This window comes from Nonomuraea sp. NPDC049624 (genome assembly GCF_040675255.1).
Classification (GTDB): domain Bacteria; phylum Actinomycetota; class Actinomycetes; order Streptosporangiales; family Streptosporangiaceae; genus Nonomuraea.
Genome location: NZ_JBFAOR010000009.1, coordinates 191,191 through 204,355, shown reverse-complemented (window position 1 = coordinate 204,355; position 13,165 = coordinate 191,191). Strand labels below are relative to the sequence as shown.

The window sequence follows — 13,165 nt, the reverse complement described above, 5'->3', positions numbered from 1 at the left end:
CGGTCACGCCGCCTTTTCGCGTCTCCGACCTGCGGTGACATCCCCGATCTCGCTCCTCGCGCGGCCTTCCGGACGGTTCTCCCCGGGTCCGGACGGCGGTCTTGACAGACGGTCTCTTTGCCTTCAAATTAGGCAAGGCTTACCTAACTAAAGCATTCGGGGAGGACGTGCCGCAATGGACGGGATCGACGGCGGGATCGCCTTGGTGACCGGCGCGGCCCGCGGCATCGGGGCGGCCGTCTGCGCCGCCCTGGCCGGGGCCGGGGCCGTGGTCGCCGCGGCCGACCTGCGACCGGTGACCGGCGGCGACGGGCGGCCGTACCGCGTGGACGTGCGCGACCCCCACGACGTCGAGCACGTCGTCGCGGCGGTCGAGCGGGACCTCGGCCCGATCGCGATCCTCGTCAACACCGCCGGCGTGCTGCTGCCCGGCGAGGTGGACGGCACCGGCGACGACCACTGGAGGCAGAGCTTCGCCGTCAACGCCGACGGCGTCTTCCACGTCTCGCGCGCCGTCGCCCGGCGCATGACGCCGCGGCGGCGGGGCGTGATCGTCACCGTCGGCTCCAACGCGGCCGGGGTGCCGCGCGTCGGCATGGCCGCCTACGCCGCCTCCAAGGCGGCGGCCCGGATGTTCACCCGCTGCCTCGGCCTGGAGGTCGCCAGGCACGGCATCAGGTGCAACGTCGTCTCACCCGGCTCCACCGACACCGCCATGCTGCGCACCCTGTGGGACGGCGCCGACCCCGACGAGGCGCTGTCGGCCACCCTGCACGGCGACCCGGCCGCCTTCCGCGTCGGCATCCCGCTCGGCCGGGTGGCCGACCCGGCCGACGTGGCCGACGCGGTGCTGTTCCTGTGCTCGGAACGCGCCAGGCACATCACCATGCACGACCTCCTCGTGGACGGCGGCGCCACCCTCCGCGCCTGACCCGTCCCTCCTGCCCGCGGCCTCCCGACCCGGACGGCCCGGCGTCGGGCCGAACCAGATGGGCCGAACCAGATGGACCGACCGAGATTGGACCGATCGAGATTGGACCTCCCTTGCATCTGCTGACAACCGCGGCGGATCCGCTCGCGGGCTACGACCGCGCGGAGTCGGTGCTGTTCGCCTCCGCCCGCGGCACGCTGCTCACCCGCGGGGTGCGCGGCGTCGCCGCCGGCGACCTGGCCACGCTGGCCGGCAGGGTGGACGGCCCGGCAGCCGGGGCCATCGGCTTCGACGGCACGGCCCACCTGATCCTGCCCGAGTCCGAGACCTGGTCGCCGCCGCTGCCGCCGGGCGCCGCCCCCCTGGTCAGCGGCGGCTGGTGGAGCAGGCGGGTGCCCGAGCCGGCCGCGTACGCCGCCGCGGTGCGCCGGGCCCTGGCCGAGCTGGAGCGCGGCGGCCTGGCCAAGGTGGTGCTCGCCAGGACCGTGGAGCTGCGCTCGGACGAGCCGATCGACCTGCCGGGGCTGCTGCGTCCGCTGCTCGGGCACGGCTACTCCTTCGCCGCGCCGCTGCCCGGCGGCCGAACGCTCACCGGCGCCAGCCCCGAGCTGCTGGTCTCCCGTCACGGACGGGCCGTGGTCAGCAACCCGCTGGCCGGCTCGGCGGCCCGCTGCGCCGACCCCGCCGAGGACCGGCGCAGGGCCGCCGCGCTGGCCGCCTCCGCCAAGGACCTGCGCGAGCACCGGCTGGTCGTGGAGGCCGTCGCAGACGCGCTCGCGCCGTACTGCGCGGGCCTGGAGGTGCCCGGCACGCCCGAGCTGACCTCCACCGAGACCATGTGGCACCTGTCCACCCGCGTCACCGGCACGCTGCGCGACCCCGACACCCGCGTGCTCGCGCTGGCCGCCGCCCTGCATCCGACGCCCGCCGTCTGCGGCACGCCCGAGGCGGGGGCGCGCCGGATGATCGAGGAGCTGGAGCCGTTCGACCGCGGCTTCTACGCCGGGCTGGCCGGCTGGACCGACGCCGCGGGCGACGGCGAGTGGGCCGTGGCGATCCGCTGCGCCGAGGTGGCCGAGCACACCCTGCGCCTGTACGCCGGCGCCGGCATCGTCACCGGCTCCGACCCCGAGGCCGAGCTGGCCGAGACCGCCGCCAAGTTCCGCACCATGCTGCGCGCCCTGGGGGTCTCCGATGCACTGGCCTGAGCAGGAGGCCGCGCGCTACCGGGCGGCCGGTTACTGGCGCGGCGAGACGTTCGGCGGCCTGCTGCGCGACCTGGCCGCCGCGCACGGCCCCCGCCCTGCCCTGATCTCACCCACCGCCCGCTGGACCTTCCGCGACCTGGACGAGCGCGCCGACCGCCTGGCCGCCGGGCTGCGGGCGAGCGGCATCCGCCGCGGCGACCGCGTCGTGGTGCAGCTCCCCAACGTGCCCGAGTTCCACCAGGTGTGCTTCGCGCTGTTCCGGATCGGCGCCTGGCCGGTGTTCGCGCTGCCCGCCCACCGCTCGGCCGAGATCTCCTACTTCTGCTCCTTCACCGAGGCCGCCGCCTACATCTGCCCCGACGACGAGCACCGGGCCTTCGCCCCCGGCACGCCCGCGCACGTCCTCGGCGAGCTCCCCGAGGCCGAGCCGGACGAGGACGGCCCGGACGAGGACGGCCCGGACGAGGAAGACCCCGGCGGCCCGCACCGCCCCGCGCCCGGCGACGTCGCGTTCCTGCAGCTCTCCGGCGGCAGCACCGGCCTGCCCAAGCTCATCCCGCGCACCCACGACGACTACATCTACAGCTTCCGCGCCAGCGCCGAGATCTGCGCGCTGCGGCCGGACAGCGTCTACCTGTGCGCGCTGCCCGCCGCGCACAACTTCCCGATGAGCTCGCCCGGCGTGTTCGGGGCGCTGAGCGCCGGGGCCGCTTCCGTGCTGGCCCCCGATCCCAGCCCCGGCACCTGCTTCCCGCTCGTCGAGCGCGAGCGCGTCACGATCGCGGCCCTCGTCCCGCCGCTCGCCCTGGTCTGGCTGGACGCCGCCGCCACCACCGGCCACGACCTGTCCAGCCTGGAGGTGCTCCAGGTCGGCGGCGCCAAGTTCAGCCGGGAGGCGGCCAGACGCGTGCGGCCCGAGCTCGGCTGCACGCTCCAGCAGGTGTTCGGCATGGCCGAGGGCCTGGTCAACTACACCCGCCTGGACGACGACGAGGAGACCATCGTCACCACCCAGGGACGTCCCATCTCGCCCGACGACGAGATCCGCGTCCTGGACGACGACGGCCGCGACAGCGACCACGGCCACCTGCTGACCCGCGGCCCGTACACCATCCGCGGCTACTGGCGGGCCGAGGAGCACAACAGGACCGCCTTCACCGACGACGGCTTCTACCGCACCGGCGACATCGTCCGCCGCACCCCCACCGGCCACCTGATCGTCGAGGGACGCGCCAAGGACCAGATCAACCGGGGCGGCGAGAAGATCGCGGGCGAGGAGGTCGAGAACCACCTCCTGGCCCACCCGGCGGTCCACGACGCCAGCGTGGTCGCCGTGCCCGACCCCTACCTGGGGGAGCGGGCCTGCGCCTACGTCATCTGCCGCGGCGACCCGCCCAGCAGGGCCGAGCTGCGCGCGTTCCTGCGCGGGCGCGGCATCGCCGTCTTCAAGATCCCTGACCGGTTCGAGTTCGTCGACGCCTTCCCGCAGACCGCGGTCGGCAAGGTCAGCAAGCGCCACCTCCGCGAAAGGACATGACATGCCGATCCCCAGGATCGAACCGTACGCCATGCCGTCCGAGCTCCCGGCCAACCGGGTCGACTGGCGGCCCGACCCGCGCCGGGCCGTGCTCCTCGTGCACGACATGCAGAACTACTTCCTGCGCGCCTTCACCCCCGGCCGCTCGCCGATGGTCGAGCTGATGGCCAACGTGCTGGCGCTGCGCGAGCGGTGCGCCGAGCTGGGCGTGCCCGTCGTCTACTCGGCCCAGCCCGGCGCCCAGAGCGCCGAGCAGCGCGGCCTGCTGCTGGACTTCTGGGGCACCGGCATCGGCGCCGACCCGCGCGAGGCCGCGATCGCCGACGAGCTGACGCCCGGCGACGGCGACGTGCTGCTCACCAAGTGGCGCTACAGCGCCTACCAGCGCACCGGGCTCGCCGAGCTGATGGCCGGGCAGGGCCGCGACCAGCTCGTCATCTGCGGCGTGTACGCCCACATCGGCGTGCTGATGACCGCCTGCGAGGCGTTCATGCGGGACGTGCAGGCGTTCGTGGTCGCCGACGCCGTCGCCGACTTCTCCCGGCAGCACCACGAGATGGCCCTCACCTACGCCGCCGAGCGGTGCGCCGTCACCACCACGACCACGCGCGTCAGCCGCGCCCTGTCGGGGGCGGTGGCCGGTGTCTGAGGCCGAGGAGCGCCTGCGCGCCCAGATCGCCGGCCTGCTGTACGTCGAGCCCGCCGAGCTCGGCCCGCACGACGACCTGCTGGACGCCGGCCTGGACTCCATCAGGGTGATGACGCTCATCGAGGCGTGGAGGCGGGAGGGCCGCGACATCGGCTTCCCCGACCTCGTGGACCGGCCCACCATCGCGGCCTGGGCGGAGCTGCTCACGTGACCGTGCAGACCAGGCCGCTCACGGGCGCCCAGGCCGGGATCTGGCTCGCCCAGCGCCTGGACCCCGAGAACCCCGTCTACAACGCCGCGGACCGCATCGACCTGCGCGGCCCGCTCGACCCCGCCCTCTTCGCGCGGGCGCTGGAACGCTGCCTGGCCGAGGCCGAGCCGCTGCGCCTGCGCTTCACCGCCGAACCCGCCCAGTACCTGCCGGACTACGACTCGCTGCGTGGCTGCCTCACCGTGCTGGACCTGCGCGGCGAGCCCGACCCCGAGGCCGCGGCCGACGCCTGGATGCGGGCCGACCTGGCCGCGCCCGTGGACGTCGTCACCGGCCCCCTGTCGCGGCACGCGCTGCTGCGCCTGGCCGGCGACCACCACGTCTGGTACCTGCGGGCCCACCACATCCTCATCGACGCCTACGCCCTGTCGATGCTGGTCGGCCGGACCGCCGACATCTACACGGCGCTGGCCGACGGGCTGGCCCCGGGGGCGGGGCCGTTCGGGTCGATGGCGGCGGTGCTGGCCGAGGAGGAAGCGTACCTGGCCTCGGAACGGCGGGCCGGCGACCGGGCGTACTGGCTGGAGCGGCTGGCCGGCGCCCCCGAGCCCGCCGGGCTCGCCGGGACGCCCGCGCTGCCGGCCCGCGAGGTCGTACGGCGCCGCGCCGCCCTGCCGCCCCTGCCCCGGTGGGACGACCTGGCCCGCGCCGCCCGCGCCACCTGGGCCGACGTCGCCGCCGCCGGCCTGGCCTGCTACGTCGGACGGCTCACCGGCAGCACCGACGTGCTGGTCGGGCTGCCGCTGATGAACCGCGCCGGAGCCGCCGTCCGGGTGCCGTGCCTGACGGTCAACGTGCTGCCGGTCCGGCTGGACGTCCGGCCCGGCCGCACGGTCGGCGACCTGGTCGGCCAGGCCGCCCGCCGGATCGCCGAGGCCCGCCGCCACGGCCGCTACCGCATCGAGGACCTGCGCCGCGACCTGGGACTCGGCGGGACGTCACGGGCCCTGTTCGGCCCGCTGCTCAACATCAAGCCGTTCCCGGCGGAGACGAAGTTCGGCAACGCGACCGGCACCGTCACCAACCTGGCCGCCGGCCCGGTGGACGACCTGGCCGTGGCGCTCCTGCCCGACGGCGACCGCCTCACCCTGGAACTCGACGGCAACGCCGCCCACTACGACCCGCCCGCCCTGGCCGCCCACACCCGGCGCCTGGCCGGCTTCCTCACCACCCTGACCGGCGCCTCCCCGGACACCCCCCTCGGCCGCCTCCCCCTCCTCACCGACGAGGACCGCGCGGCCCTCCCCACCTGGCCCGCCCCGCGGACCGGCCGCGCCACCGGACAGACCGACGGGCGGACTGACGGGCGGACCGCCGAGCGGACCGAGAGGCGGGCCGGCGGGCGGACAGTGGTGGACGCCTTCCTGGAACGGGTCCGGCTGACGCCCGCCGAGACGGCCCTGGTGTGCGACGGCGACAGGCTCACCTACGAGGAGCTGGGCGCCCGGGTGGACCGGCTGGCCCGGCGGCTGGCCGCCGGCGGCGCGGGCCGGGAGCGGGTCGTGGCCGTCGTCCTGCCGCGCTCGGCCGAGCTGGTGGTGGCGCTGCTGGCGGTGCTGCGCAGCGGCGCGGCCTTCCTGCCGGTGGACCCCTCCTACCCGGCGGAGCGGCGCGCCCTCATGCTGGCCGACGCAGCCCCGTCCGTGGTGCTCACCCCCGGCTGGGCCGGGGACGCGCCCGGCACGCCGGACGCGCCGCCCCTTCCCGGGCCGGGCGACGCCGCGTACGTCATCTACACCTCCGGCTCCACCGGCCGGCCCAAGGGCGTCGTGGGCACCCACGGCGGGCTCGCCGCCCTCCTGGACTCCCACCGCGAGCGCCTGTTCCCGGACGGCGGGCGGCTGCGCGTCGCGCACACCGCGTCGTTCTCGTTCGACGCCTCCCTGGACCCGCTGCTGTGGATGATCGGCGGCCACGAGCTGCACCTGCTGGGCGAGGACCGCTACCGCGACCCGGAGGCCCTGACCGCCTACGTCCGCGAGCACGGCGTCGACTACCTGGACCTGACGCCGTCCCACCTGAAGGAGCTGCCCGGCCTGCTGGCCGAGCCGCCGCGCGTCGTCGTGGTCGGCGGCGAGGCCGTGCCCGGCCCGCTGTGGCGGACCCTGCGCGAGCGCACGTTCGCCGTCAACCACTACGGCCCCACCGAGGCCACCGTCGACGCCTACACCTGGCTCGGCGACGGCTCGGAAGGGCCCACCGCGGGCTCGTCGGCGCACGTGCTCGACGACGCGCTGCAACCGGCGCCACCGGGCGCCGCCGGCGAGCTGTACCTGGCGGGGGAGGGGCTGGCCCGCGGCTACCTCGGGCGTCCCGACCTGACGGCCGAACGGTTCGTCGCCGGCCCCGGCGGGTCGCGGCTGTACCGGACGGGCGACCGCGCCCGCTGGGCCGCCCCCGGACGGCTGGAGCTGCTGGGCCGGGCCGACGACCAGGTCAAGGTGCGCGGCGTGCGGATCGAGCCGGCCGAGGTCGAGGCGGTGCTGGAGGAGCACCCGTCGGTGGCCGGTGCCGCGGTCGCCGCCCACACCGGCCGCCTGGTCGCCTACATCGTCCCCACCCGGCCCGGTGGCGACCCGCGTACCGGTGGGGAGGTGCTGCGGTTCGCCGCCGCGCGGCTGCCCGCCGGGATGACGCCCGCCCAGGTCGTCAGCCTGGAGGCGCTGCCCCGCACGCCCAACGGCAAGCTCGACCGCGCCGCGCTCCCCGCCCCCGAGGCCGGGCCCGCCACCGGCCGGGCGCCCGCGAACGCCGCCGAGGAGAGCATGTGCGCCCTGTTCGCCGAGGTCCTGAACCTTCCGGCGGCGGGTCCCGAGGACGGCTTCTTCGACCTGGGCGGCCACTCGCTGCTGGCCGCCCGCCTCACCGTGCGGATCAGGGAGACCTTCGGCGCCGCCGTGCCGATCAGGGCCGTGTTCGACGCCCCCACCCCGGCCGGGCTCGCGGCCCGGCTCGGCGTCACCGCCGCCCCCCGGCCGCCCCTGCTCCCGTCCCTGAAGAGCGGGCCGCAGCCCGACCCGGTGCCGCTGTCGTCCGCGCAGGCCAGGCTCTGGTTCCTGTACCGGATGGAGGGACCCGATCCGACGTACAACATCCCGCTGGCGCTGCGGCTCGGCGGCGACGTGGACCGCGCCGCCCTGCGGGCCGCGCTCGACGACGTCGTGGCCCGGCACGAGATCCTGCGCACGGTCTTCCCCGACCGCGACGGCGTCCCCTGCCAGCGGATCCTGGACCGGTACAGCGTTCCGATGCCCGTCTGGCAGCCGGCCGAGCCCGCCGCGGCCATGCGGCGGATCGCCCGCCGCGGCTTCGACCTGGCCGCCGAGCCGCCCTTCCGCGCCCACCTGCTGCGGCTCGGCCGCGACGAGCACGTGCTGATGCTCGTCCTGCACCACATCGCGGGCGACGGCTGGTCGGCGGGGCCGCTGGTCGGTGACCTGAGGGTGGCCTACGAGGCCCGCCGGAGCGGGCGGGCGCCGGCGTTCGGGCCGCCGCCCGTCCAGTACGCCGACTACACCCTGTGGCAGCGCGACCTGCCACTGACCGGGCTGGAACACTGGCGGGCCACGCTGGCCGGCCTGCCCGACCGGCTCGACCTGCCCCTCGACCGGCCACGGCCCGCCGTGCTGGGCGGCGATGGCGGCACGGTCCCCGTGGCGTTCCCGCCCGTCCTCATGGCCGAGGTCGAGGCGCTCGCCCGCCGCGCCCGCGCCAGCGTCTTCATGGTGCTGCACGCCGCCCTCGCCGCCCTGCTCACCCGGCTCGGCGCGGGCACCGACATCCCGATCGGCACGCCCGTCGCGGGCCGCGGCCACAGCGCCCTGGACGGCAGCGTCGGCTTCTACGTCAACACCGTCGTGCTGCGCGCCGACACCTCGGGCGACCCGTCGTTCGCCGAGCTGCTGGACCGGGTCAAGGCCGCCGACCTGACCGCGTTCGACCACGCCGAGCTGCCCTTCGACCGGCTCGTCGAGGCGCTCAACCCGCCCAGGTCGCGCGACCGGCACCCGCTGTTCCAGGTCATGCTCGTCCACCAGGACGCCGCCGAGCCGCCCGGCGTCGAGGTCGTCCACACCGGGACGGCGAAGTTCGACCTCACCCTGAACGTCGGCCCGTCCGGCGCCGGCTTCCTGGAGTACAACAGCGACCTGTTCGACCGGGCCACCGCCCACACCCTCGCCGGCCGGCTGACCCGGCTGCTGGAACAGGCCGTGGCCGACCCGGACCGGCCGCTCGGCGGGTACGACCTGCTCGACGCCGCCGAACGCCGCACCCTGATCGAGGAGTGGAACGGCGACCTGGTCAGCGAGCCCGGCGGCACCCTGCCCGGCCTGTTCGAGGCCCAGGCCCGCCGCACCCCGGACGCCGTCGCCGTGGACGCCTGGACCTACGCCGAGCTGAACGCGCGCGCCAACCGGCTGGCGCACCGGCTCATCGCCCACGGCGCCCGGCCCGGCGCCGTCGTCGCGCTGTCGCTGCCCCGCTCGCCCGACCTGGTGGCGGCGCTGCTCGCGGTGGTCAAGACGGGCGCGGCCTACCTGCCGCTCGACCCGTCCCACCCGGCCGCCAGGACCGACCACATGATCGCCGACGCCGGGCCGGTGTGCGTCGTGGACGCGTCCTGGCTGGGCGACCTCGGCGACTGGCCGGACCACGACCCGGCGCGCGACCTGCGTCCCGGCGACGCCGCGTACGTCATCTACACCAGCGGCTCCACCGGACGGCCCAAGGGCGTGGTCGTCACCCACCACAACGTCGTCCGGCTGCTGTCGGCCACCGACGCCTGGTTCGGGTTCGGCCCCGGCGACGTGTGGACGCTGTTCCACTCCTACGCCTTCGACTTCTCGGTGTGGGAGCTGTGGGGCGCCCTGCTGTACGGCGGCCGCCTGGTCGTGGTGCCGTACGGGACCAGCCGGTCCCCGGGTGACCTGCTCGCCCTGCTGGAACGCGAGCGGGTCACCGTGCTCAACCAGACGCCGTCGGCGTTCTACCAGCTCATCGCCGCCGACGACGGCCGCGACCTGGCCCTGCGGTACGTGATCTTCGGCGGCGAGGCGCTGGAGCCGGCCCGGCTGGCGCCCTGGCGGGCCCGCCGCCCGGACCTGCCGCGCCTGGTCAACATGTACGGCATCACCGAGACGACCGTGCACGTCACCCACCACGTGCTGCCGCCCGGCGAGCAGCACGGCAGCCCCATCGGGCGCGGCATCCCCGACCTGCGGGTCTACGTCCTGGACGACCGCCTGCGGCCGGTGCCGCCCGGCGTGGTCGGCGAGCTGTACGTCGCCGGGGACGGCCTGGCCCGCGGCTACCTCGGCCGGCCCGGCCTGACCGCCGAACGGTTCGTCGCCGACCCCTTCGGACGGCCCGGCACCCGCATGTACCGCTCCGGCGACCTGGCCAGGTGGCGCGCCGACGGCACGCTCGACTACGCGGGCCGCGCCGACCAGCAGGTCAAGGTGCGCGGCTTCCGCATCGAGCCGGGCGAGGTCGAGGCGGCCCTGCTGCGGCACCCGTCGGTCGCCCAGGCCGCCGTGATCGTCCGCGAGGACCGGCCCGGCGACCAGCGCCTCACCGCCTACGTCGTCCCACCCGCCGGGACCGCCTCCGCCGGGACCGCCTCCGCCGGGACCGCCCTCGACAGGGATGCCCTCGACCGGGGCGCCTCCGGAGGCGGCCACTCCGACACGGAGGTCGACGTGGGGGAGGTGCGGGCGTTCGTGGCGCGGGCGCTGCCCGGCTACATGGTGCCGGCCGCCGTCGTCCGGGTGCCCGCGCTGCCGCTCACCGTGAACGGCAAGCTCGACCGCGCCGCCCTGCCCGCCCCCGAGGCCCCCATAGGCGGCGGCCGGCTGCCGGACGGGCCGCGCGAGGAGGCGATGTGCGCGCTGTTCGCCGAGGTGCTCGGCCTGCCCCGGGTCGGCGTGGACGACGGCTTCTTCGACCTCGGCGGTCACTCGCTGCTCGCGGTCCGGCTGGTGGCCAGGGTCAAGGAGGTGTTCGGCGCCGAGGTGTCCGTCGGCGCGCTGTTCGAGGCGCCGACCGCCGCCGCGCTCACCGCCCTGGCGCAGGGCGGCGCGCGCACCGACCCGCTGCGCACGCTGCTGCCGCTGCGCGAGTCCGGCTCCCGGCCGCCGCTGTTCTGCGTGCACCCGGCGGGCGGGCTGAGCTGGTGCTACGGCGGCCTCCTCCGGCACGTCCAGGATCGCCCGATCTACGGGCTGCAGGCCCGCCGCGACCACCTGCCCACCTCGCTGCGCCGCCTGGCCGCCGACTACGTGGCCCAGCTCAGGCTGGTGCGCCCGCGCGGGCCCTACCACCTGCTGGGCTGGTCCACCGGCGGGATCATCGCCCAGGAGATGGCGGTGCAGCTCCGGCTGGCCGGGCAGGAGGTCGCGCTGCTGGCCGTCCTGGACGCCTACCCCGCCGAGGGCATGCGCGACCTGCCGCCCTCGGACGAGGCCGAGGCGCTGGAGGCGCTGCTCACGATGGCCGGCTTCGCCCCCGACGCCGCCCTCACGCTGGAGCGGGTGGCGGAGATCCTGCGCCGCGAGTCCAGCCCGCTGGCCGGGCTGCCGGCCGGGACGCTGGCCGAGCTGAAGGACCTCTACCTCAACACCAACCGCCTCGTCCGCGCCCTCGACACCCGCCGCTTCGACGGCGACGTGCTGTTCTTCCGCGCCACCGTCGACACCGTGGACGACACCCTGACCGCGGACGCCTGGCGCCCGCACGTCGGCGGCACGATCGAGACGCACGACGTGGCCTGCAGCCACAAGGACATGACCCAGCCGGGCCCGATCGCCGAGATCGCCGCGATCGTCGCCGCCCGTCTCGACCATCTCGACGGAATCGACCACCTCGACCACCTCGACGGAATCGACCGGCCCGGCGGCCCCGGCCCCCTCGGCGCCGTCGCCAAGACCCAGGAGCACACCCCGTGAACCCCTTCGACGACCCGGACGGCCAGTTCCTCGTCCTGGCCAACGACGAGGACCAGCACTGCCTGTGGCCCTCCTTCGCCGCCGTCCCGGACGGCTGGTCGGTGCGCTTCGGGCCGGACGGCCGGGCCGCCTGCCTGGCCTACGTCCAGGCGTCCTGGACCGACCTGCGCCCCCGCAGCCTGCGCCGGTGAGGGGCCGCGTACTGGCCGCCTACGTCACGGCGATGTGCGTGAGCGGCCTGGACGCGACGATCGTCAACCCGGCGCTGTTCGCCATCGCCGCCGACCTGGGCGTGCCGCCCGCCGCGGCGAACGCCGTGGAGTCGGCGTTCCTGGCCAGCCTCGCGATCGCCATGCCGGTCGCCGGATGGCTGTGCGACCGGTACGGCGCGTCCCGCGTCTTCCTGGCCGCGCTCGCCGCGTTCACGGCGGCCTCCGGGCTGTGCGCGCTGTCGTGGGACCTGGGGGCGCTGGTGTGCTTCCGGGTGCTGCAGGGCGCGGCGGGCGGCGTGCTGACGCCCGCCGGGATGGCCATGTTGTTCGCCGCTTACGCCCCCGAGGAGCGCATGCGGCTGTCCCGGCACATCGTGGTGCCCACCGCGCTCGCGCCCGCGCTCGGCCCGGTGCTCGGCGGCCTGCTGGCCGACACGCTCTCGTGGCGCTGGGCGTTCCTGGTCAACCTGCCGCTCGGCGCGGCGGCCCTGCTCGCCGGCGCCGCCGCCCCGCGGCCCGCCTTCGCCCCCGTCACGGGCGGCGGGACGGGCAGGGGCGGGGGCACGGGCGGCGGGACGGGCAGGGGCACCGGGCCCGGCGGGGGCACGGGCAGGGGCGGGGGCCGGTTGGACGTGCGCGGCCTGCTGCTGGCCGGCGCCGGGTCCGGTCTGCTGATGTACGGGCTGAACCAGGCCGCCGCCGGCATGTCGCCGCTCGCCTGGGCGGCGCTGCCCGCCGGAGCCGCCCTGGTGTGGGCGCTGGCCAGGTCGGCGCGCCGCACCGAGCTGCCGCTGCTGGACCTCGGGCTGCTGGCCGATCGCGGTTTCCTGCGCGGCGCAACCACCGCCACGTTGTCGGCCGCCGGGCTGCTCGGCATGCTGTTCGCCTTCCCCGTGATGTACCAGGACGCGCTGGCGGCCACGGCCACCGACGCCGGTCTCGTCGTCTTCCCGGAGGCGCTGGGGCTCATGGCCGCCGGGTTCCTGGTGGACCGCGCCTGCGCCCGCTGGGGCGAGCGGCGGGTGGTGGCGGCCGGGCTGCTCGGCGGCGCGGCGCTGTTCGCGTTCCTCGCGCTGGCCGAGCCGGGGCCCTGGACGCTGCGGGCCGCCATGTTCGCGGTGGGCCTGGTGCTCGGGCAGGCCGTGACGGCGGTGCAGGTGTCGGCGTTCACGACGATCGGGCCGCAGGTGATGGGCCGGGCCATGACCCTGTTCCAGTCGCTGCGCATGCTCGGCGGCGGGCTCGGCGTGGGCGTGTGCGCCGCGGCGGCGGCCCTGGCCGGGTACCGCGCCGCACTGCTGGCCGCGGCGGCGTTCCTGCTGGCCGCCTACGGAACCGCGGCGCTGCTCCGCCCCGCCCCGGCCGCCACGCGGCCGCACGAGGCTACCGGGTGAGCCCCGGGGCGTCGGCCGT

Annotated in this window: 8 protein-coding genes; all 8 read left to right on the top strand. The window is 76.3% G+C overall.

What is annotated here, in order from left to right; translation table 11 throughout:
- The first annotated feature begins 175 nt into the window (after positions 1-175).
- Complete coding sequence (locus AB0J76_RS34805; RefSeq protein WP_352330685.1) at positions 176-931, top strand: 2,3-dihydro-2,3-dihydroxybenzoate dehydrogenase; 756 nt, start codon at positions 176-178, stop codon at positions 929-931.
- A 113-nt stretch (positions 932-1,044) separates the two neighbouring features.
- A complete protein-coding gene (locus tag AB0J76_RS34800) occupies positions 1,045-2,139 on the top strand; it encodes an isochorismate synthase (RefSeq protein WP_364391933.1) in 1,095 nt (364 codons plus the stop codon).
- Complete coding sequence (locus AB0J76_RS34795) at positions 2,126-3,676, top strand: AMP-binding protein (protein ID WP_352329908.1); 1,551 nt, start codon at positions 2,126-2,128, stop codon at positions 3,674-3,676. Before AB0J76_RS34800 ends, AB0J76_RS34795 begins: the two co-directional genes overlap by 14 nt.
- Position 3,677: 1 nt before the next feature.
- On the top strand, positions 3,678-4,325 hold the full coding sequence (locus tag AB0J76_RS34790; protein WP_352329906.1) for an isochorismatase family protein: 648 nt from the start codon (positions 3,678-3,680) through the stop codon (positions 4,323-4,325).
- Positions 4,318-4,536, top strand: a complete 219-nt coding sequence (locus AB0J76_RS34785; RefSeq protein WP_352329905.1) for a phosphopantetheine-binding protein — start codon at positions 4,318-4,320, stop codon at positions 4,534-4,536. The genes AB0J76_RS34790 and AB0J76_RS34785 overlap by 8 nt, the downstream gene beginning before the upstream one ends.
- Complete coding sequence (locus AB0J76_RS34780) at positions 4,533-11,540, top strand: amino acid adenylation domain-containing protein (protein WP_364391928.1); 7,008 nt, start codon at positions 4,533-4,535, stop codon at positions 11,538-11,540. Before AB0J76_RS34785 ends, AB0J76_RS34780 begins: the two co-directional genes overlap by 4 nt.
- Entirely contained in the window at positions 11,537-11,731 is a 195-nt protein-coding gene (locus AB0J76_RS34775) for an MbtH family protein (RefSeq protein ID WP_352331064.1), read from the top strand. Before AB0J76_RS34780 ends, AB0J76_RS34775 begins: the two co-directional genes overlap by 4 nt.
- Positions 11,728-13,146 carry an MFS transporter gene (locus AB0J76_RS34770; RefSeq protein WP_364391923.1) on the top strand — a complete coding sequence of 473 codons (1,419 nt, stop codon included), beginning with the start codon at positions 11,728-11,730 and terminating at the stop codon, positions 13,144-13,146. The genes AB0J76_RS34775 and AB0J76_RS34770 overlap by 4 nt, the downstream gene beginning before the upstream one ends.
- The last annotated feature ends 19 nt before the right edge of the window (positions 13,147-13,165 follow it).

What these genes read in the sequence shown, in the direction of transcription:
- AB0J76_RS34790 (WP_352329906.1), top strand. Translation starts at nt 3,678, where the DNA reads ATGCCGATCCCCAGGATCGAACCGTACGCCATGCCGTCCGAGCTCCCG.
- AB0J76_RS34795 (WP_352329908.1), top strand. Translation starts at nt 2,126, where the DNA reads ATGCACTGGCCTGAGCAGGAGGCCGCGCGCTACCGGGCGGCCGGTTAC.
- AB0J76_RS34805 (WP_352330685.1), top strand. Translation starts at nt 176, where the DNA reads ATGGACGGGATCGACGGCGGGATCGCCTTGGTGACCGGCGCGGCCCGC.